Below are 19,982 nucleotides of genomic sequence, written 5' to 3'. Positions count from 1 at the left end.
CGCTGGCGCGCTCTAGCGAGGGCGCGCCGGATCTGTGGATAAAAAGCGCTATTTAGTTAGAGGAAAGAACCGACAATGCTCACGACCATTCTCGCCGCCGCTGGGGCGCCCAAGGAAAATCCGTACGGCCTGATTCCGGCGCTCCGTGAGGGCGGCCTGATCTCGCAGACGGTGTTCGGCATCCTGGTGCTGATGCTGTTCTTCTCGCTCTACATCCTGTTCACCAAGCTGTTCGAGCAGCAGAAGATCCTCAACCAGGCGAAGCGCGTCCGCGCCGGCTTCTGGAACGCCAACAGCCTGCGCGAAGGCGCTGCGAAGCTCGAGAAGAACTCGGCCTATCGCCAGCTGGTCGACGACGGCCTGGCCGCCCAGGAGCAGCACTCGAAGCTGACCGATCCGGTCGAAGCCCATGACTGGCTGCACGGCTCGCTCGCCCGCTCGGAAGACCTGATCAACTCGCAGCTGAAGAGCGGCCTGTCGTTCCTCGCGACCGTCGGCTCGACCGCTCCGTTCATCGGTCTGTTCGGTACCGTTATCGGCATCATCCGCGCGCTCGTGAAGATCGGTGCGGCTGGCCAGGCGTCGATCGACGCGGTCGCCGGTCCGGTCGGTGAAGCGCTGATCATGACCGCCGTCGGTCTCGCCGTCGCCGTTCCGGCCGTGCTCGCCTTCAACTGGCTGCAGGCTCGCAACAAGAAGATCAACGAGAGCCTGAACGCGTTCTCGAACGATCTGCTCGGCTACCTCGCTTCGGACGGCCGCGTGCGCCCGACCGTCGCCAAGGCTGCTCCGGCCAAGGCCGCTCCGGCCGCGACCACCAGCACCGCGCCGCGCGCCTAAGCGATCTGGAATATAGGGGCCGCGCTCCTTCGGGACGCGCGGCCCGTCTCCGGCCCCGGGCCGGAGTTGGAATAGAAGGATAGGATAGCGCGCAATGGCGATGAGCGTAGGCGGGGGCGGTGAAGACGCCCCCATGTCGGACATCAATACCACGCCGCTCGTCGACGTGATGCTGGTGCTCCTCATCATCTTCCTGATCACGGTTCCGGTCGTGATCCAGACGGTGAAGCTGGAGCTGCCGAAGGTCCAGTTCGAGCCGACGACCACCAAGCCCGAGAACGTCTCGCTCTCGGTCACCGCCAATGGCGGCAAGTGCGAAGTCTTCTGGGGCATGACCCCGGTGACGAGCCAGGAACTGGTCGATCGTGGCGTGAAGAAGCTGAAGGCCGAGATCGACAAGCAGGGTGGCATCAACGCCGCCGGCCTCGAGCTCCCCGAAGTGCACATCCGTGGCGACGTCAACACGCCGTACCGCTGCATCGGCGGCACCATCTTCGCGATGCAGATGGCCGGCTTCGTCAAGGTTGGCTTCATCTCCGAACCGCCCGCCGGCTCGGCCACGGTTCGTCTCTGACGGCCCTGCTCAAAGGAGTTTAGACTATGGGTATGAGCGTGGGCGGCGGTGGTGATGACGGCCCGATGATGGAAATCAACACGACGCCGTTGATCGACGTCATGTTGGTGCTTCTGATCATGATCATCATGACCATTCCGATTCAGACGCATGCGGTGAAGGTCGACCTTCCGCAGTCGAACAACAACCCGCAGAACGTCGTCGAGCCGGAGAAGAACAAGGTCTATATCGATGCGCAGGGCCAGGTTTTCTGGAACAGCGCGCCGATCGACGACGTGACGCTTCGCCAGTATCTCGACCAGACGCTGCAGATGTCGCCGGAGCCGGAGCTGCACTTCCAGCCCGATCCGCAGGCACGCTACGAAGTCGTCGACCGCATTCTCGCGATCATCAAGCGCGCGAATGTGAACAAGCTCGGCTTCGTCGGCAACGAGCAGTATCGCAACGATTTCTGATCCGCCGCCCTTCGGGGCCGGCATCGGAAGCAAAGCAAGGCGGTCCTTCGGGGCCGCCTTTCTTTTTGCCCGTATGACTACGGAGGGGCATCAAGCCGCTTGTGCGGATGACACATAAGTGTAACACTATTGTCTTCAAAGAGTCATGGAAGTGTCTCCATGTCGTAACAGAAGGAGTAGGAGTTATGCGCATCGCGCTCATTGTCCTTGCCGCCGCCCCGTTCGCGCTTGCTGCGCTTCCCGCGCAGGCCCAGGGCCAGAACGGGGACCCCGTCGCCAGTACCGCCATCCAGAATGGCCAGTTTTCCCAGGCGGAGCGCCAGCTTACCGCCCAGCTGCGCCAGAATCCGGGCGCGCCCGAGCTTCTGCTCAATCTCGCCGCGATCTATGCCGAGACCGGCCGCGCCGCCGAAGCGCGCGACCTGTATCGCCAGGTGCTCTCGCAGCGGAATTTCGAGATGGACCTTCCGGGGGATCGGCAGTCGACTTCGTACGCCGTCGCCAACAGGGGTCTTCAGCGCGTCAACGCGCTCCAGTTGACCTCGCGCTGAGCGAGCCAACGCCGGCGGCCGCGCCACCCTCTCGCGCGGCCGGCGGCGATACCGGCGCCGGCTGATCCCGGCGCCTTTCCCATTTGGAACAGAGGCTTAGAGCCGCGGCAGGGTTACGCCGCGCTGCCCCATATATTTGCCCGCGCGGTCGGCATAGCTGGTCTCGCAGGGCTGGTCGCCCTTGAGGAACAGGAACTGGCACGCGCCCTCGTTCGCATAGATCTTGGCGGGCAGCGGCGTGGTGTTGGAGAATTCCAGCGTGACATGCCCCTCCCATTCGGGTTCGAGCGGCGTCACGTTCACGATGATCCCGCAGCGCGCATAGGTCGATTTGCCGAGGCAGATGACCAGCGTGTCGCGCGGAATGCGGAAATATTCGACCGTGCGGGCCAGCGCGAAGCTGTTGGGCGGGATGATGCACACATCGGTCTTGCGGTCGACGAAGCTGTTCGCGGCGAAATCCTTGGGATCGACCACCGCCGAATCGACATTGGTGAAGATCTTGAACTCGTCGGCGACGCGCGCGTCATAGCCATAGGAGCTGAGCCCGTAGCTGATGCAGTTCTCGCGGCGCTGCGCCTCGACAAAGGGCTCGATCATGCCGGTCGAGAGGGCCTGTTCGCGAATCCAGCGGTCTGAAAGGATCATGGCTCCGTTTTGCCGGAAGCGTGCGGCGGGGCAAGTGGCTTGTCGGATGTGGCGGAACTGCGCATAACGCAGACAAATGAGCAAGGAGAGGGCAATGCGCGGGCTGGCGGCGACGATGACGATGTGCGCGATGTTCGTCACGATTCCCGCTTTGGCCTGCGAGGGCCCGGTGACGATCTGCGCCCGCCCGAACGCGGCGAGCTTCGCGCTGATCCGCGCCGGCAAGCCTGCGACCGTGCTGGTCGATCCCGGCGCCGACCCGGCTGTGCGCCACGCCGCGGACGGTTTCGCCGGCGATCTCGAGCGGGTGAGCGGCGCCCGGGCGACACGCGCCACGGCGCTGGCCGGGGCGAAGGGCCCGCTGGTGCTGATCGGCGTGCTCGGCCATAGCCCGATGATCGATGCGTTGGTCCGTGCCGGCAAGATCAAGGCGCAGGACATCGCCGGTGAATGGGAGGCGTTCCGCCAGATCGTGGTCGACAATCCCGCGCCGGGCGTGCCGCGCGCGCTGGTGATCATCGGCTCGGACCGGCGCGGCGCGGTCTACGGTGCGTACGATATCTCGGAGAAGATCGGCGTCTCGCCCTGGCACTGGTTCGCCGATGTGCCGGTGGCGAAGCGCACCAATGTCTTCGTGACCGCCGGATCGCGGCGCGACCAGCCCAAGGTGCGCTACCGGGGCTTCTTCATCAATGACGAGGCACCGGCCTTCTCCACCTGGGCCCAGAAGAAGTTCGGTGGCGCAAATACAAAGGCTTACGCGCATATCTTCGAGCTGGAGCTAAGGCTCAAGGGCAATTATCTCTGGCCGGCGATGTGGGCGCCGCGCGCCTTCAACGACGACGATCCGCAGAACAAGATCCTTGCCGACGAGATGGGCATCGTCATGGGCACCTCGCACCACGAGCCGATGACCCGGGCGCAGGACGAATGGCACCGCAATACCGCCGGCGGCGTAACCGGAGGCAAATGGGACTACACGACCAATGCCGCCAACCTGCGCGCCTTCTGGCGCGGGGGTATCGAGCGGATGATGTCGAAGGGCGACGGCAAGGGCTATGAGAGCCTGGTGACCGTCGGCATGCGCGGCGATGGTGACGAGCCGATGGCCGAGGGCACCGCGACCAGGCTGCTCGAGGGCATCGTCGCCGACCAGCGCAAGATCATCGCCGAGGTGACCGGCAAGCCGGCAGACCAGCAGCCACAGGTCTGGGCGCTCTACAAGGAAGTGCAGGACTATTACGACCACGGCATGCAGGTGCCCGACGACGTGACCCTGTTGTTCGCTGACGACAATTGGGGGCAGGTCCGCCGCTTGCCCGACCCCGGTGCGAGCCCGCGCAAGGGCGGCTACGGCGTCTATTACCACTTCGATTATGTCGGCGGGCCGCGCAACTACAAGTGGTTGAACACCAACCAGATCGAGAAGAGCTGGCAGCAGATGGACCTGGCCTGGCAGCGTGGCGCCAGGGCGCTGTGGATCGTCAATGTCGGCGACCTGAAGCCGATGGAGTACCCACTCAGCTTCTTCCTGAAGCAGGCCTGGAACCCCGAGGCGATGACGCCCGAGGCGCTGGCGCGTTTCCCGGCGGAGTGGGCCGGCGCGCAGTTCGGGGCGACGAAGGGCAGGGAGATCGGCACGCTGCTCACCCGCTACGCCCAACTCGCCGCGCGGCGGAAGCCCGAGCTGATCGATGCGGGGAGCTTCGCGCTGGGTCGCGGGACGGGCCCCAGCGCGGCGACGCTGGAGGAAGCCCGGATGGATGCTGCGGCCAACTATCTGGGGCGGCGGATCGGCCCGGTGCTAGACGGCGGTGAATTCGGCGCGATGGTCGACGAGTGGAGCGTGCTGGAAACGGCGATGCTGCAGGCCAAGGCGAAGATGCCGGCCGAGGCGCAAGACGCCTTCTTCCAGCTCGTCGAGCATCCGATCGCTGCGATGGCGAACCTCTATCGGCTCTATTACGCCGTGGCGTGGAACCGGGCGCTCGCCGCGGCGGACGATGCGCGGGCAAACGCCTTTGCCGACCAGGCGGAAAAGCTGTTCGCCCGCGACCAGGCATTGAGCGACCGGTACCACAGCATCGCCGGCGGCAAATGGGACGGCATGATGCTGCAGACCCATATCGGCTACACCAACTGGCAGCAGCCCGAGAAGCAGGTGATGCCCGACGTGAAGCGGGTGGCGGGCACGCCAAGGCCGATCCGGGAAGCATCAAAGGACATATTGGGCGTCGGCAAGCCGCTGTTCGAACTGCTGCGGTCACCGCAGGGCGGCGAAGGCGTGATCGAGGCGCCGGATTTTGTGCGGGCTGTGGGCGGCAAGGGGCTGAGCTGGAAGGTGATCCCGCATCTCGGGCGAACCCAGGGCGCAGTGCTTGCCCTGCCGCAGGGGCGTTCCGCCACGACGCCTGCGGATGGCGTGCGGCTCGAATATGCGGTGCCGGTAGCCAAGGCCGGGGAGTTGAACGTGCAGCTGATCCTGGTGCCGACGCTGGGAACGGGCCTGGACGGCAAGCTGCGGGTAGCGGTTTCGATCGATGAGGGGCCGGTGCAGGTGCTGACCGACCTGCTCACCCCGGCGCCCAATGCCGCCGACAGCCAGCCCAAGCGCGACTGGAACAAGGCGGTGGAGGACAATGCCCGGACGCTGGTGGCGCGCTTCCCTGGCGTCTCGGCGGGCAGGCATGTGCTCAAGGTCTGGCGGATCGACGACAATGTCGTGCTGCAGCGGATCGTGGTGGGCACGGGCCCGCTGCCGGGGAGCTATCTGGGCGGGCGCTAGCCCTGCACCACGTGCCACAGCTCGCCGCACGGGCCGATCACATAAGCCAGCGTCAGTCCCCAGGGCATAAGCGCCGGGGGCCTGGGCTCGGGCACGCCGAAGCTGCCCGGCAGGTCGAGCGCCTGGATATGCGCCCACCAGGCGTCGAGATCCCGCACGATGAGCTGCATCATGAAGTTGTTGCCCCAGCCTTCGTCATAATGGTCCTGGAGCAGGAAGCTGCCGGAATCGCAGGTAAAGCCCGCCACGCCGCCTGCCTCGAAGGTCATCTCGAAGCCGAGCGCCTGATAGAAGCGCTTGGAAAGGTCGAAATCCTTACCGCCCGGGACGAAGGGGCGGATCGTGGTGGTGGCGAGATTGGTCATCCGTGCAGCATCGCGATTGGTGGCTTGGCTGCAAGAGGCTCGTTTGGGTTGGGCGCGGTGTTGAGCGGTGGAGCTTTCTTCTGAAATCCTCCCCCGGAGGGGGACGGCCGCGGAGCGGTGGTGGAGGGGGCTTGCCACAGGAGATATCGTTCGCGGCGTTCCCTCTCCCTCCGGGAGAGGATTTGGTGTCCTGGCGCGGTGGGAGGTCCTCTCGCTCCCCTCTCTTGCAGGGAGGGGAATTGACGGGACGATACAGGCTTAGTCGTTCCCCGGCGGAGGCCGGGGGCCAGTTGCGATGTCGTTCGTGAGGTTCCGGCGCCTTCGATGGTGCGCCGAGACTGGGCCCCGGCCTCCGCCGGGGAGCTGCAGGCGTATCGACATAAGCGACCAACTAGCGGCTCGCTTGCCTCCCCCTCCATCGCGCCGCGCGCGCCACCTCCCCCTGGCGGGGGAGGATGATTGGGCGATCACGCCATGCCGAGGTCTTTCGGCCCGAACGCGGCGGGTAGCAGCTGCGAGAGCGTGTACTCGGCGATCTCGTCGCCGTTGGCGCCGCCACAGAACACCGGCAGGTCGCGGCCGCCGAGCTGGGCGGCTTCGTTGATGATCTGGCGGCAGCGGCCGCAGGGGCTGACCGGAGCGGTGTCGGCGTGTCCCATCCGGCCGCCGATCACGCCGATCGCGACGACGTCCTTCAGGCGACCCTCGCTGCTCGTCTTCGCCAGCGCCACCGTCTCGGCGCAGAGCGAGAGGCCGTAGCTGGCATTCTCGAAATTGGCGCCGGTCACCACCGTCCCGTCGGAGAGCAGCACCGCGGCGCCGACGGCGAAGTTCGAATAGGGGGCATAGGCGTTCTTCGCCGCCGCGCGGGCTGCCTCGATCAGCGCCTTGGGGTTCACTTCGCTCATTTCGCCATCACGTCCCAGTTCACGGCCTCGCCGACGCCTTCGATGCGCCGGTGGCGGGTTGCCTGCCATATCGACCATGGCCGCGCGAAATACGAGGGGGGGAAGAAGCCCTGGCGCGCCCAGAGCAGGCGCGGGAAGGCGTCGCTGAGCCGATACTGGTCCTCGAACCGGCTGGAGACCATCAGGATCGCCGGCTTGCCGAGATGCGTCTCGACATCGTGGAGGAAGCGGCCCAGTTCGCCAATCACGACCTGGCGCTCGGGCCGGGCGGGGCAATCGGGCTGGAAGTCGATCTCCACTGCGGGCGGCAGCTGGTCGTCCGAGCGCGGCACGGTGCTCATGAAATTGCCCGACTGGTCGGCAGCGAGCTGGCAGAGCGAATAGACATGGAGCGCGCCGCGGCGGATGCCGGCCTCGAAGGTCCAGCGCCAGTTCTCCGGGAAACGCAGGTCGCGGGCCTGGGCGCCGCTGGTGGCGCGGATATAGGCGAAGTCGATGCCGGCCTTCTTGGCGGTCCACCATTCGATCGGACCGGTATCCTCGGACACGTCGACGCCCTGGACCGGGAAATCGGCGGGCGAGGGGCGCCAGCGCGAGGCGAACAGCCAGGCGCTCCAGCCGAGCAGGGCCAACAGGAGGAGCGCCGGCACGACGAAGCGGAGCCGGCGCGCGAGAACGCGAATATGCACCGACCCTAACCTTTTATGTGCAGTACGCAGATCAGCGTGAACAGGCGGCGGGCAGTGTCGAAGTCCACGTCGATCTTGCCTTCCAGCCGTTCCTTGAGCAGCGACGCCGCATCATTGTGTATGCCGCGCCGTGCCATGTCGACGGTTTCGATCTGGGCGGGCGTGGCGTTGCGAATCGCGGCATAATAGCTGTCGCAGATCGCGAAGTAATCGCGGATCGGGCGGCGGAATGCGGCCAGACCGAGGACAAGCGTCTCCTGATGGGAATCGTCGGCGCGCTTGATCTCCAGCGCCAGCCGGCCCTCCTGCACCGCCAGATGAAGCTTGTAGGGGCCGGCATAGCCGTCCGCCTGGGGCCGCTGGGGGGCGAAGTGATTCTCCTCGAGCAGGTCGAAGATCGCGATGCGCCGTTCCTGCTCGATGTCCGCCGACCGCCACAGAATCGTGCGCTCGTCGAGCGTGACGTCGATGATGCGCGGATCTGCGGACATATCGGCGTTGCTTTGCGACCTATTACCGTTTTCCACAAGCTGTGCGGTTGCCGGAAACGTCGCGCGGTGCGCATAGGGTGGGGATGGCGCAACCGATCCCGCTTCCGATTCCTGATTCTCCCGAGGGGCTGAGCCTGCCCGCCAATGTCGAGGCCGAGGCGGCGCTGCTCGGCGCGATGATGATCGACAATCGAGTCGCCGAAGACGTGCTGCAGAAGCTGCGCCCCGAGCATTTCTTCGAGCCGCTGCACGGGCGGATCTATGACGCGATCTCGACGCTGGTGGGCGACAACCGCCTGGCCACGCCGGTGACGCTCAAGCCGCTGTTCGCCGCCGATGCCGCGATGAAGGAGCTGGGCGGCCCGGCCTATCTGGCGCAGCTGACCGGCAACCCGGCGAGCCTGATCGGCGCGCGCGCCTTTGCCGACCAGGTCTATGACCTGGCGGTGCTGCGCGCGCTGGTCGGCGTCGGGCGCCACCTGGTCGACAGCGCGCTCGATACGAGCGAAGAGATCAATCCTGCCAAGCAGATCGAGCAGGCCGAGCTAAAGCTCTACGAAGTCGCGGAAAAGGGTGGCGAGGATACCGGCGCCAAGAGCTTCACCCGCGCCGCGACGGTGGCGGTGCGGCATACCGAGCGGGCGATGAACTCGGGCGGCAGCGTGTCGGGCATCACCTCGGGCCTGACCGACTTCAACGCGATGACCGGCGGTCTCAACCGCTCCGACCTTCTGATCCTCGCCGGACGCCCGGGCATGGGCAAGACCTCGCTCGCCACCAACATGGCCTTCAACGCGGCGAAGCGGTACCTCGACGACATGGAGGCCGGGATTCCGGAGGACAAGTCGATCGGCGCGCCGGTGGCGTTCTTCAGCCTCGAAATGTCGGCCGACCAGCTGGCGCTGCGTATCCTGTCCGAACAGTCCGAGGTTTCGTCGGAGAAGCTGCGTACCGGCAACATCTCCGGGCCCGAATTCATGAAGTTCGCCCGCGCTGCGGGCGATCTGGAGCGGCTGCCGCTCTATATCGACGATACGCCGGGCCTGACCATCGCGGCGCTGCGTACCCGCGCCCGGCGCCTGAAGCGCCAGTACAAGATCGGCTTCGTCGTGGTCGACTATCTCCAGCTGCTCACCGGCTCGGCCAAGGCATCGGGCGACGGGCGCGTGCAGGAAATCTCGGAGATCAGCCGCGGCCTGAAGACGCTGGCCAAGGAGCTGCACGTGCCGGTGCTGGCGCTGTCGCAGCTCAGCCGCGCGGTGGAAAGCCGCGAGGACAAGCGCCCGCAGCTCTCCGACCTTCGTGAATCGGGCTCGATCGAGCAGGACGCCGATATCGTGCTGTTCGTGTACCGCGACGAGTACTACCACGACTTCAAGGCGCCCAAGGTGCCCGACGGCAACTCGACGCCGGACGAGATCGCGAAATACCAGGCCTGGCAGGACCATCAGCTGCAGGTGGCGAACAAGGCGAGCGTGATCATCGCGAAGCAGCGTCACGGCGCGACCGGCACGGTCGACCTGCGCTTCGACCGCCAGTTCACCAAGTTCAGCGATCTCGCGCCGGGCGGCTACTGATCCGGCTTGCTCGGCTTTGATACGGTTGCGTATCAAGCCGGCATGTTCTTCGCGTTCGCCCTTGCTGCCTGCCCGGCAGGTCAACTCACGCAGGCCCAGGCGCGGGAGGATATCGAGCTCGCCATTTCGGCGGCGGAGGCCGGGCTGCCCGATCTCTACTGGCGGCAGAGTGCCGGCGACTGGGCCCGGCGCAAGGCGGCGGCGCGCAAGGCTGCCGCTGCGGCTGCCAGCGAGGAGCAACTCTTCCGCGCGCTGAGCCCGTTGCTGCGCGGGATTGGCGAGGGGCATCTGTCGCTGACGCGCAGCGAGGGCATGAACTGCCGGTACCGGGAATCGGCTCGGCTGCTGCCACTTGACCTGCTGTGGCGCGATGACGGTGCCTATGTCACCGCCGGTTACGGCGACGCCGCAGACGTGCCGGAGGGCACCCGGCTGCTGTCGGTGAATGGCACCGGCTATCGCGCGATGCTGGCCGAAATGATGCAGGCGAGCGCGCATGACGGCGACAATCGCACGGGGGTGATGCGCGACCGGCTGGGGCGCGGCTATGCTGCGGTGCGCCAGTGGATGCGTGGGAACGAACCCGGCTATCGGGTCAGGCTGCGGCTGCCGGATGGAAAGCTGGTGACACGGCGCCTGACGCCCGTGGCGGTCAGTGCCCGGCCCGCTCCGCCCAAGGATCCGGCGCCGGTAGCGACGCTCAGCTGGATCGATGCCGATACCGCCTATCTCTACGTCCCCACCTTCAGCAACCGGCGCTATCGGGCTGTCGGGGCCGACTATCGCGCGACGGTCCAGGCGATCTTCGAGCAGCTTGCCGCGCGGGGTGCGACGAAGCTGATCCTTGATCTTCGCGACAATGGCGGCGGATCGGAGCCGAACGAGAGCATCCTCTTCTCCTACCTGGTCGAGGCACCGATGCGGAAATACGCCTCGGTCCGCTCGCGACCGAACAAGCTCCGGGTGACCAGCCTGTCGGGCAAGGTGTTCGAGCAGGAAATCTACGACGCCGACGAGTTGAAGACGGTCGAGCCGGCGCCGAACGGCGACCTGCTGCGCATCAATGCCCCGCCCGAGGGGCTGATGACCCGCTGGGAGAGGGCCAGCCCGGTCTATACCGGCCGGCTGGCGGTGCTGGCGGGCGGCTATACCTTTTCGGGCGGGGCCGAGCTGGCATCGATGCTGCACGCAACCAACCGCGGGCTGTTCGTCGGCGAGGAAGTGGGCGGCACCCATGGCGGCAACACCAGCGGCTATAAATGGGAGATCACCCTGCCCAATTCGGGGATGGAGATCGGCATCCCGCTGCTCGCCTTCCGCTTCACATGGCCTGAACCGCATCCCAATCACGGTGCAATGCCGGATTGCTTCGTCCAGCCGAGCGTGGGCGAGGTGCGCGTGGTGAAGGATGCTGCCTATGACGTGGCAGTGCGGGCGCTGGGCAGGGCCTGGGCGGCGCCTACCAGGACAGCCTGTCAGTAGCCGAGACGCTTCAGTTCCTGCTTCACAGCGGCGATCGTCTTGAAGCGGTAGTGCGTGTCGCCGCCCTCGCGCGAGCTGCATTCGCAGCCGACGCCGCCGAACTTCTTGCTGAGCCCCTCCAGATAGGTCAGCGCGGGCTTGCCGAGAGCGGGGGTGTCGAACAGGCGGACCTCGTAAAAGGCGCCGCTATAGTCGTAATGTTGCTGGGGCCATTTGAGGATGACGATCAGCTCGCGATCCGCGTCGCGATCGGCGTTGGCGAAGCCGATCGCCGCGACCTCGGCGTCGCCGCCTTCCTCCTCCCCGGTGGTGACCGCGATCTTGCGCCAGGCGCCGTCCGACTGCTGTACCAGCGCGAACAGCTCGCGGAAGCTGACGGTGTAGTTGTTCTGTAGTTCGCCGCGCTGATAGTCGGCGAAGATCGTACGTCGACCGTTCCAGGGCGCGTCGACGATGTTCAGATCGCCTTCGGGTCGGCCGAGGATACGCGCTGCGAAATGCGCAGGAGTCTCGCCACCCTCGAGGCGCCAGTCCGGAGCGGAAGCGTTCGCAGTGGCGAGCAGGGCGAGAAGCGGGAGCAGGGGCCGAATCGACATCGGCCCGACCCTATCAGAAGCTCGGCTGGTTGGGGTCGCCGTCCTCGATCGGGGTGTGGATGCCGCATTCGGTCTTGTCCCAGCCGCGCCAGCGGCCCGAGCGGGGGTCTTCGCCCGGCTTGACCACGCTGGTGCAGGGCGCGCAGCCGATCGAGAGATAGCCCTGCGCCTCCAGCGGGTGGCGGGGCAGGTCATGCGCTTCGAAATAGGCCTCGATATCCTGCTTGGTCCAACTGGCCAGCGGGTTGAACTTCAGCCGGTCGCCGTCGATCTCGAAGCGGGGCAGGGCGTTGCGGGTGCTCGCCTGGAACGCCTTGCGGCCGGTGATGCTGGTGTCGAAGGGCGCGAGCGCCTTCTCGAGCGGGACCACCTTGCGGATCTCGCAGCAGCCATCGGGGTCATAGGACCAGCGCAGGCCGGTGGCATCGCGCTTCTCGATCGTCTCGGCGTCAGGCGTGACGATCTGGAGGTTGGTCAGGCCGATGAATTCCGCGAGCTGCCGAACATAGGCAAGCGTCTCGGGGAAATGCTTGCCGGTATCGAGGAAGATCACCGGGGTGTTCGGGTCGGCCTGGGCGACGAGGTGGAGCAGGGCTGCGCTCTCGGCACCGAAGGAGGAGACCAGCGCGACCTCGCCGAGCATGTGGTTGCCCAGCACCTCGCGCAGCATCTCGGGCGTGTCGGTGCCGCGGAACAGGTTGTTCAGGCGGATCGCATCGGCCGCCGTCCAGCGCGGGGCGACGTCGATGCGATCAATGTCCCGATCCACCTTGCGCGCGGCCTCAGCCATGCCGGCGTTTCCACACGGGCGCTGCGGGATCGGCGGCGGCCTGGTAATGGAACTCGTAGCGGGCGAGGCTGGCGGCGAGCACGGCCTCGTCGACCGGGGCTTCCGGCGCGAAGCTGTCGAAGCCGCAGCGGCGCATCAGCGGGATCTGATCGACCAGCACGTCGCCCTGGGCGCGCAACTCGCCCGTGTAACCAGCCTCGCGCAGAATGCGGCCGGTGGAATAGCCGCGGCCGTCGCGGAACTTGGGGAAGCTGACTTCGACCAGCGCAATGCGATCGAGATAGGGAAGGAGGACGCGCGCGTCCTCGCCGCTCTCGATGCGGACGGCGGTGGCGTTGGACTGGCCGAGGAAGGAGTCGAGCGTGACCGCGGGCTCCTCATGCGCTTCGTCGTCGCGGTAGCGGAGGAGGTTGGTCATATGTTCCCCTTCCGCTTGCGGGAGGGGCTAGGGGAGGGGGTATCCTTCCCATTCGATGTTACAGGCCCTCCCCCGACCCCTCCCGCAAGCGGAAGGGGAGCGATGAAGGCGCGTGTCGGATGCTGATTACCCATAGATCGCCTCCTTGAACGGGGCCATGCCGAGGCGGCGATAGGTGTCGAGGAAGCGCTCGCCCTTGTCGCGCTCGCGCAGATAGACGTCGGTGGCCTTCTCGATCGCATCGACTATGCCGTCCTCGCTGAAGCCGGGGCCGGTGATCGTGCCGAGCGACACGTCCTCCGCGCCCGAGCCGCCGAGCAGCAGCTGGTAATTCTCGACGCCCTTACGATCGACGCCGAGGATGCCGATGTGACCGGCGTGGTGGTGGCCGCAGGCGTTGATGCAGCCGCTGATCTTGAGCTTGAGCTCGCCCAGCTCCCGTTGACGTCCGATGTCCGAGAAGCGCGTGGCGATCTTCTGGGCGAGCGGGATCGAGCGGGCGTTGGCGAGGCTGCAATAGTCGAGGCCCGGGCAGGCGATGATGTCGCTGATCAGGTCGAGATTGGCCTCGGCCAGGCCGGCGTCGCGCAGTTGCTGCCAGAGCCCGTAGAGATCGGCCTTGCGGACATGCGGCAGGACGATGTTCTGGGCGTGGGTGACGCGCAGCTCGTCGAAGCTATAGGTCTTGGCGAGATCGGCCATCAGGTCGATCTGGTCCGCGCTGGCGTCGCCCGGGATGCCGCCGATCGGCTTGAGGCTGATCGTCACCACTGCATAGCCCGGCTGCTTGTGCGCCGAGACATTCTGGTCGAGCCAGACCGCGAAATCGGGATCGCTGCGATCGAGCGCGTCGGGCGCTTCCGCGTCATAGGCGGGCGGGGCGAAATAGGCGGCGATGCGGTCGAACTCGGCCCGGGGCGGATCGATGCCGAGCGCCTTGACGGCCTTGAACTCCTCCTCGACCTCGGCGGCGTATTTCTCCGCGCCGAGCTCGTGGATCAGGATCTTGATCCGCGCCTTGTAGATATTGTCGCGGCGGCCATAGCGATTGTAGACGCGCAAGCAGGCCTCGAGATAGCTGACGAAATCCTCGAAGGGCACATAGTCCTTGATCAGCGGCGCGATCATCGGCGTGCGGCCCATGCCGCCACCGACATAGACGGCGACACCGAGCTTGCCGTCGCGCTCGACGATCTGCAGGCCGATATCGTGCAGGCGCATCGCCGCGCGGTCTTCCTCGGCGGCGATCACCGCGATCTTGAACTTGCGCGGCAGGTAGCTGAATTCGGGGTGGAAGGTGCTCCACTGGCGCAGCAGCTCGGCCCAGGGGCGCGGATCGGTCAGCTCGTCCGCGGCGGCGCCGGCGAACTGGTCCGACGAGATGTTGCGGATGCAGTTGCCGCTGGTCTGGATGGCATGCATCTCGACCGTGGCCAGCTCGGCGAGGATGTCGGGCGCGTCCTCGAGCTTGATCCAGTTGTACTGTAGGTTCTGGCGGGTGGTGAAATGGCCATAGCCGCGGTCGTACTTGCGGGCGATGTGCGCCAGCATGTGCATCTGGCGGCTGTCGAGCGTGCCATAGGGCACGGCGACGCGCAGCATGTACGCGTGGAGCTGCAGGTAGAGGCCGTTCATCAGCCGCAGCGGCTTGAACTGGTCCTCGGTGATCTGGCCGGCAAGGCGGCGGTTCACCTGGTCGCGGAATTCCTCGACGCGGGCCGCGACGATGGAGTGATCATATTCGTCGTATTTGTACATCAGCGGGTCGCTTCGATTTGGTTCGCGCGAAGGCGCGAAGACGCGAAGAAGGAAGATTGGTTCACGCGGAGACGCGGAGGCGCGGAGAAGAATTGGTTCGCGCAGAGGCGCAGAGAGCGCAGAGGTGTCTCGCCCGACTGCCCCAACAGCCATTCAATCTTTGCCGAAGGCAGAAGAAAGCGCGCTTTCGCGCGCACCTTCTTCTCTGCGCTCTCTGCGCCTCTGCGCGAAGAAATCATCGCGCCTTCGCGGCTTCGCGTGAGAAAGTTCATATCACCCAACTCCCCGCATTCGGATCGGCGGGCTTCAGAGTCAGGTCCGGGCGGACGGTGGGGCCGAGGGCGCGGATGCGGTCCTTGATGTGGGCGGGGCGCGGGCCCTCCGGCGTCGCGGTGGCGTCGATCACATAGGGGCCGTTGACGCGGCGGGCGCCTTCCTCGGCATGGGCGATCGCCTCGCCCTGGTCGCCGACATCGACCGCATCTTCGACATGGCGAGACCAGCCGGTGCCGGTCCACCAAGTGACGTCGCCGCTGGCGAGATCGTTTCCGGTCAGGAGCTTCATGCCAGCGCCTCCGCAGCCTTGGCCCAGTTGGCGAGCTTGTCCTCGGCATCGGCGAGCATGACGACTTCGCCGACGATGATGATCGCCGGGCTCTGCACCTTCTCGCGGCTCACCATCGGGCCGAGATCGGCGAGCAGGGTGCGCAGCGCGCGACTGCCCTCCAGCGTGCCGCGCTCGAGCACGGCGACGGGCATGTCCGGCGAGACGCCGTCGTTCATCAGCTTCTCGGAAATGTCCGGGCAGGTGGCGACGCCCATGTAGATGACGAGGGTGCGACCCTTGCCGGCGAGGCCCGACCAGTTCTGCTCGGACAGGCCCTTGCACTGGCCGGCGACGAAGCTGACCGCGCTCGACCAGTCGCGGTGGGTGAGCGGCAGGTTGACCTCGGCGGCGGCGCCGAGCGCGGCGGAGATGCCGGGGATGACCTCGACGGGCAGGCCGGCGGCGCGCACCGCCTCGACTTCCTCGCCGCCGCGGCCGAAGATGAACGGGTCGCCGCCCTTGAGGCGTACGACGATCGCGCCGGTCTTCACATGGGCGACGATAAGGGCGTTGATCGCCTCCTGCGGCACGGTGTGCTTCGAGCGGCTCTTGGCGACCGAGATGCGGTGCGCCTGGGGGGCGAGATCGAGGACGCGCGGATCGACGAGGCCGTCATGGACGAGCACATCGGCCTGCTTGAGCGCCTCGACGGCGCGGACGGTGAGCAGGCCGGGATCGCCTGGGCCCGCGCCAACGAGAATCACGCGCCCGCGCGCGGTGGGATCGAGAAGGGTCGCCATGGAGGGCAAATGGGCCGCGGCGGCGCGGGGGGCAACGGACGGTTGCTTGGGGTGGGGCTAGGGAAACTATCCTTCCCGGGGGCGTGGGGTTTTGGTTTGGGGAAGCGATCATCGCGGTATCTATACTCGTCACCCCGGCCTTGTGCCGGGGTCCACTATACCTCGTTTTCTGTCGCAAGAGCCTGTTGCGCAAGGCTCGCCTCCCGGTGGACCCCGGCACAAGGCCGGGGTGACGAGATAAGGCGAGACGTGGGTGTTTGGTCAGTTGCTCGCCAATGCCCTGGCATGCGCCTGTATCACCGTCCGCGTGCTCGCGTCGCTGTCGAACACGCCGTACCAGCCCTGGGGCTCGTGCGGCGGGTCGCCGAGCCAGGCGGTGTCGCCGGGGCGGAAGCGGTGGTCGCCATGGACCGGGCGGCCTTCGCCGTTCCAGGCCCAGAAGTTGGAGCCGGCGATGATGCTCGGATTCGCCTCCACCGCGTCATAGATCAGCTTGTAATACAAGTCCTTGAAGTGCGTTGCTGACTCGGGATCATAGCCGCCACCGTCGCGCGGATAGCCGAATTCCTCGATCACCAGCGGCTTGCCCATGTCGGTGGCGAGGGCGATGTGCTGGGCGATATATTCGCGCACCTTGGCGAAGCTGGCATCGTTGGTGCCGGCGATGTCCTTCGCATCGACCCAGCCCCAGTTGAGCGGCCAGATATGGGCGGTGAGATAGTCGATCTCGGGGAAGGCGTGGGCGGCCTTGTAGACATCGGCGCGCTCGACCGAGCCCTTCAGCCCCTCGCTGCCGGTGGAGACGAGGTGGCGGGGCGACAGCGACTTGATCAGCTTCGCCGTGCCCTGGATCCAGCCATTGTACGCGGCGAGGTTCGGCTCGGCGGACTTGGGGCTGCCGCCCGGACGCGGCTCGTTGGCGAGCTGCCAGGCCATGATCGCGGGGTCGCCGGCGTGGCGCTTGACGGTGGCGCGGACATAGTCGTGGAACAGGGCGACTGCCTCGCTGCTGGCGTAGAATTGCGCGGTCATGTCCGGGAATTCGGGCCAGGGATGCGCCGGGTCGTTCGCGTCGAGATACTTCCCGCCATTCACCCAGCTGAGATAGGTCATCATCCCGCCCGACCATTCCCAGAAATTGGTGAGGTAGAGCACCGCCTTCATGTCGCGCTTGGCGAGCTCGAACAGGGCATAGGCGAGGCCGTCGACCAGGGCCGGGTTCCAGGCGTTGCCCCTGGTGCGGAAGGCGGGCTTGACCGAGTTCTTGAGGGGCGAATCCTCGGCCGAAGCGGCGATGCGCAGGTTGCGGACGCCGATGCCGGCCAGCGTGTCGAGCTCGCGGCGCAGGCGGTCGCGATTGCCCCAGGGCGCATCTGCACCGAGCCAGGCGGCGTACCACATGTTCGTGCCGGCGAAGCGATAGGGGCGGCCAGCCAGCTGCAGGCCGGTGCCCTTGCGAGTGACGAAGTCGCCAGGGGCGGCGTTGGCGGGAAGGGGGAGCGCGGCGCCGGCGAGCGCGGCGGCGGTCGATCCGAGCACGGACCTGCGGGTGATCATGGTCTTCCTCCCCTGTTAGCGATCACATCATAACCGCCACGGCGCGAGGAGGAAGTGGGGTTGGACGGGGCGCGGCCTTCGCAGGTGAGAGGGGTAAAAGGCCGCGCCACCGTCCGCCCGCGTGTATTGCGCCTGCACGCGGGCTGGGGATGAGGTCAGTCGAACAGTTCCTCGAGGAACGACTTGCGGCGCTTGTGCGGATAGTGCCCGCCATGGCCGCGATCGTCGTAGCGCGGGCGCTCCTCACGATACTCGCCGCCGCGATATTGCTGCGGCTGGGGTGCCGCCGGCGCGGCGCTGCGCTCGATGATCTTGTCGAGCTCGCCACGATCGAGCCAGACGCCGCGGCAGCTGGGGCAATGGTCGATCTCGATCCCCGAGCGCTCGACCGGCACCAGCACGGTGCCGTCGACGGGGCAGGTGAAGCTGGCCATGAGGTTACTCCCGCTCGCCGGTCAGGTTCAGCAGCAGCTGGAACATGTTGATCAGGTTCAGATAGAGCGACAGCGCGCCCATGATCGCCAGCTTGTCGGCGGCTTCGCTGCGGCCGTAATAGGCGTACTCGCTCTTCAGGCGCTGCGTGTCCCAGGCGGTTAGGCCGGCGAAGATGCCGACGCCGACGACCGAGAAGATCGTCTGCAGCAGCGTCGAGCCTAGGAAGACGTTGACGATGCTGGCGAGCACCACGGCAATCAGGCCGACGAACAGGAAAGTGCCCAGGCCGGTCAGGTCACGCTTGGTGGTGTAGCCGAACAGGCTCAGCGCCAGGAACATCGCGGACGCCGCGAAGAAGGCCATGGCGATGCTCTGCTGGGTGAAGACCAGGAAGATCGCGGCCATCGACACGCCCATCACCGCGGCGAAGGCGAAGAAGGCAGTGCGCGCGCCGGCCACGCTCATCCGCTCGATGCGGAACTGGAAGAAGAAGATGAAGGCGAGCGGGGCGAACATCGCCACCCACTTCAGCGGCGTACCGAAGATCAGCGCGACCAGTGCCGGCGTGCTCGCCACGGCGAGCGCGACGAGGCCGGTGATCGCCAGACCGATCCCCATGTTGCGATAGATGCCCAGCATGTGCTGGCGCAGCCCCTCGTCGAAGCGCGCGGCTGCGGCGCCGGTGCGGGGAGTCTGGTAGAGAGGGTTCACGTGCGAAAACTCCAATCGAAGCAAGTTCGATCGAGCGGCGCCCGGTTCAGTCTCGGTGGGGAAGGGGGACTTGGCCGTCCGAACCTGCACCGAGCGCGCTCGATGCGGCCGACATCACGAGGGCTTGGAAAAGCCCTCGCCAGAGGGGCCCGGTCCGCATCTGGAATGTAGGCGGCGGGTCGTGACGCTTCAACGCCGGGTTTGTAACGAATTGTTGCTGTGGCGTCGTTGTTTACAGGAGGTCCGTAGCTGTCGCGAATGCAGCGAGATCATGCCCGATGCCGCTTCGATAGGCGGGGAGGCCATCCTGCGAAAATTGCCGCCGGCATCTATCGAATTCCGCGCCCAGCCTCGGTCGTGCGGCAAGATAGTCGCGAAGGGTTTGTCGGGCGAGGGTCGGCTCTCCGCTCGCTAGAAGATAGCTCAATATCCCTTCCGGCGATTGCAGATCGAGGTTGGCGAGAGCCGGAACCGCCTCGGGAGAACGTTCGAAGGTCGAGAATAGAGGGTATGCGCCAGCGCGGATCAACGAGAGGAGTTGATCGGCGACAACGTCCCGCCTTGCGGCATCGACGAAGTCCCATTCCAGCCAAGAGGCAGCTTCGGACAAATAGCCGAGCTGCGTGGTGATGATCGGTATCGGGAACTGTGCTGCTGGCCGAACCCATGGGCTGCTATGGTGCTTTCTCCAGCCGGCAAGCGAACGGGAATAGATGGCGGCGTGAATCCACACTGCAGCCCGCCTTCCCGCGATGTTGTTACGATCTGATTGTACGGAAAGCGTGAAAGTCAGGTCGCCGGCCTTGCGGCTGAGCTTCGGGCCGGAGGGCGTGTACGCAAATCCGTCCGCGGCGAGCGCCTTGGCGATGATTCCCAAGCCGGCGAGAATTGCATCGCGGGGTTTCTCGGCGGCGAGGTTCGGGTTGCGCCTTGCATCGGCGGCCGCCAGCTTCTGCCGCGCTGTGTCAGCGATTATTTCAGCGAGAGTGCGTGGCTTAGTCATGG

The 19,982-nt window shown here is 66.2% G+C and carries 23 protein-coding genes; 7 read left to right on the top strand and 16 right to left on the bottom strand.

The window, feature by feature from the left end; genetic code table 11:
• Positions 1–75 precede the first annotated feature (75 nt).
• From J2W22_RS17375 to J2W22_RS17360, 4 genes are all read left to right on the top strand, one after another.
• Positions 76–840: a MotA/TolQ/ExbB proton channel family protein gene (locus tag J2W22_RS17375; protein ID WP_307119479.1), complete on the top strand. Its 765-nt coding sequence runs from the start codon at positions 76–78 to the stop codon at positions 838–840.
• Positions 841–934: 94 nt separating this feature from the next.
• The gene (locus J2W22_RS17370) at positions 935–1,414 is read left to right on the top strand and encodes an ExbD/TolR family protein (protein ID WP_307119478.1); all 480 of its coding nucleotides are present in this window, start codon (positions 935–937) and stop codon (positions 1,412–1,414) included.
• 32 nt (positions 1,415–1,446) lie between these two features.
• A complete protein-coding gene (locus J2W22_RS17365; protein WP_183996898.1) occupies positions 1,447–1,869 on the top strand; it encodes an ExbD/TolR family protein in 423 nt (140 codons plus the stop codon).
• A gap of 185 nt (positions 1,870–2,054) precedes the next feature.
• Entirely contained in the window at positions 2,055–2,420 is a 366-nt protein-coding gene (locus J2W22_RS17360) for a tetratricopeptide repeat protein (RefSeq protein WP_307119477.1), read from the top strand.
• Positions 2,421–2,516: 96 nt separating this feature from the next.
• On the opposite strand, the gene dcd is transcribed toward J2W22_RS17360, so the two are convergent.
• Complete coding sequence (gene dcd / locus J2W22_RS17355) at positions 2,517–3,068, bottom strand: dCTP deaminase (protein WP_183996397.1); 552 nt, start codon at positions 3,066–3,068, stop codon at positions 2,517–2,519.
• Between the two features lie 94 nt (positions 3,069–3,162).
• Between dcd and J2W22_RS17350 the strand changes: the two genes are divergently transcribed.
• On the top strand, positions 3,163–5,853 hold the full coding sequence (locus tag J2W22_RS17350; RefSeq protein ID WP_307119476.1) for a glycosyl hydrolase 115 family protein: 2,691 nt from the start codon (positions 3,163–3,165) through the stop codon (positions 5,851–5,853).
• Here J2W22_RS17350 and J2W22_RS17345 read toward each other — a convergent pair.
• From J2W22_RS17345 to J2W22_RS17330, 4 genes are all read right to left on the bottom strand, one after another.
• Entirely contained in the window at positions 5,850–6,218 is a 369-nt protein-coding gene (locus J2W22_RS17345; RefSeq protein ID WP_307119475.1) for a glyoxalase, read from the bottom strand. The genes J2W22_RS17350 and J2W22_RS17345 overlap by 4 nt on opposite strands.
• Positions 6,219–6,685: 467 nt before the next feature.
• Entirely contained in the window at positions 6,686–7,126 is a 441-nt protein-coding gene (locus tag J2W22_RS17340) for a cytidine deaminase (protein ID WP_307119474.1), read from the bottom strand.
• Positions 7,123–7,815, bottom strand: coding sequence for a GH25 family lysozyme (locus tag J2W22_RS17335; protein ID WP_307119473.1), 693 nt, complete (start codon positions 7,813–7,815; stop codon positions 7,123–7,125). Before J2W22_RS17335 ends, J2W22_RS17340 begins: the two co-directional genes overlap by 4 nt.
• A 5-nt stretch (positions 7,816–7,820) precedes the next feature.
• Positions 7,821–8,306 carry a UPF0262 family protein gene (locus J2W22_RS17330; RefSeq protein ID WP_307119472.1) on the bottom strand — a complete coding sequence of 162 codons (486 nt, stop codon included), beginning with the start codon at positions 8,304–8,306 and terminating at the stop codon, positions 7,821–7,823.
• A gap of 83 nt (positions 8,307–8,389) precedes the next feature.
• On the opposite strand from J2W22_RS17330, the gene J2W22_RS17325 reads away from it, so the two are divergent.
• Together J2W22_RS17325 and J2W22_RS17320 are read left to right on the top strand one after the other, a co-directional pair.
• Positions 8,390–9,883: a replicative DNA helicase gene (locus J2W22_RS17325; RefSeq protein ID WP_183996387.1), complete on the top strand. Its 1,494-nt coding sequence runs from the start codon at positions 8,390–8,392 to the stop codon at positions 9,881–9,883.
• Positions 9,884–9,925: 42 nt separating this feature from the next.
• Positions 9,926–11,365, top strand: coding sequence for a S41 family peptidase (locus J2W22_RS17320; protein ID WP_307119471.1), 1,440 nt, complete (start codon positions 9,926–9,928; stop codon positions 11,363–11,365).
• Here J2W22_RS17320 and J2W22_RS17315 read toward each other — a convergent pair.
• The 11 genes from J2W22_RS17315 to J2W22_RS17265 all read right to left on the bottom strand — a co-directional run bounded on the left by J2W22_RS17315 (position 11,359) and on the right by J2W22_RS17265 (position 19,980).
• Complete coding sequence (locus tag J2W22_RS17315) at positions 11,359–11,961, bottom strand: hypothetical protein (protein WP_307119470.1); 603 nt, start codon at positions 11,959–11,961, stop codon at positions 11,359–11,361. The two genes, J2W22_RS17320 and J2W22_RS17315, sit on opposite strands and share 7 nt — an antisense overlap.
• Before the next feature lie 13 nt (positions 11,962–11,974).
• On the bottom strand, positions 11,975–12,751 hold the full coding sequence (locus J2W22_RS17310; protein ID WP_307119469.1) for a phosphoadenylyl-sulfate reductase: 777 nt from the start codon (positions 12,749–12,751) through the stop codon (positions 11,975–11,977).
• Positions 12,744–13,169, bottom strand: coding sequence for a DUF934 domain-containing protein (locus J2W22_RS17305; protein WP_307119468.1), 426 nt, complete (start codon positions 13,167–13,169; stop codon positions 12,744–12,746). Before J2W22_RS17305 ends, J2W22_RS17310 begins: the two co-directional genes overlap by 8 nt.
• 126 nt (positions 13,170–13,295) lie before the next feature.
• Positions 13,296–14,927 carry a nitrite/sulfite reductase gene (locus tag J2W22_RS17300; protein ID WP_307119467.1) on the bottom strand — a complete coding sequence of 544 codons (1,632 nt, stop codon included), beginning with the start codon at positions 14,925–14,927 and terminating at the stop codon, positions 13,296–13,298.
• Positions 14,927–15,199 (bottom strand): hypothetical protein, encoded by a 273-nt coding sequence (locus J2W22_RS17295; RefSeq protein ID WP_307119466.1) that lies wholly within the window; start codon positions 15,197–15,199, stop codon positions 14,927–14,929. Before J2W22_RS17295 ends, J2W22_RS17300 begins: the two co-directional genes overlap by 1 nt.
• On the bottom strand, positions 15,196–15,492 hold the full coding sequence (locus J2W22_RS17290; RefSeq protein WP_307119465.1) for a DUF2849 domain-containing protein: 297 nt from the start codon (positions 15,490–15,492) through the stop codon (positions 15,196–15,198). Before J2W22_RS17290 ends, J2W22_RS17295 begins: the two co-directional genes overlap by 4 nt.
• Positions 15,489–16,274 (bottom strand): uroporphyrinogen-III C-methyltransferase, encoded by a 786-nt coding sequence (gene cobA, locus J2W22_RS17285; protein ID WP_307119464.1) that lies wholly within the window; start codon positions 16,272–16,274, stop codon positions 15,489–15,491. Before cobA ends, J2W22_RS17290 begins: the two co-directional genes overlap by 4 nt.
• Before the next feature lie 261 nt (positions 16,275–16,535).
• Positions 16,536–17,831: a glycoside hydrolase 5 family protein gene (locus tag J2W22_RS17280; protein WP_307119463.1), complete on the bottom strand. Its 1,296-nt coding sequence runs from the start codon at positions 17,829–17,831 to the stop codon at positions 16,536–16,538.
• A gap of 155 nt (positions 17,832–17,986) precedes the next feature.
• Positions 17,987–18,265: a TFIIB-type zinc ribbon-containing protein gene (locus J2W22_RS17275; protein ID WP_307119462.1), complete on the bottom strand. Its 279-nt coding sequence runs from the start codon at positions 18,263–18,265 to the stop codon at positions 17,987–17,989.
• A gap of 4 nt (positions 18,266–18,269) precedes the next feature.
• On the bottom strand, positions 18,270–18,977 hold the full coding sequence (locus tag J2W22_RS17270; RefSeq protein WP_373422987.1) for a Bax inhibitor-1/YccA family protein: 708 nt from the start codon (positions 18,975–18,977) through the stop codon (positions 18,270–18,272).
• A gap of 232 nt (positions 18,978–19,209) precedes the next feature.
• Positions 19,210–19,980 (bottom strand): hypothetical protein, encoded by a 771-nt coding sequence (locus J2W22_RS17265; RefSeq protein ID WP_307119461.1) that lies wholly within the window; start codon positions 19,978–19,980, stop codon positions 19,210–19,212.
• Positions 19,981–19,982 lie beyond the last annotated feature (2 nt).

Origin of the sequence: Sphingomonas kyeonggiensis, from assembly GCF_030812785.1 — a bacterium.
Classification (GTDB): Bacteria; Pseudomonadota; Alphaproteobacteria; order Sphingomonadales; family Sphingomonadaceae; genus Sphingomonas; species Sphingomonas kyeonggiensis_B.
Note: the sequence above shows the minus strand (reverse complement) of the source record. Positions and strands in the feature narration are given on the sequence as shown.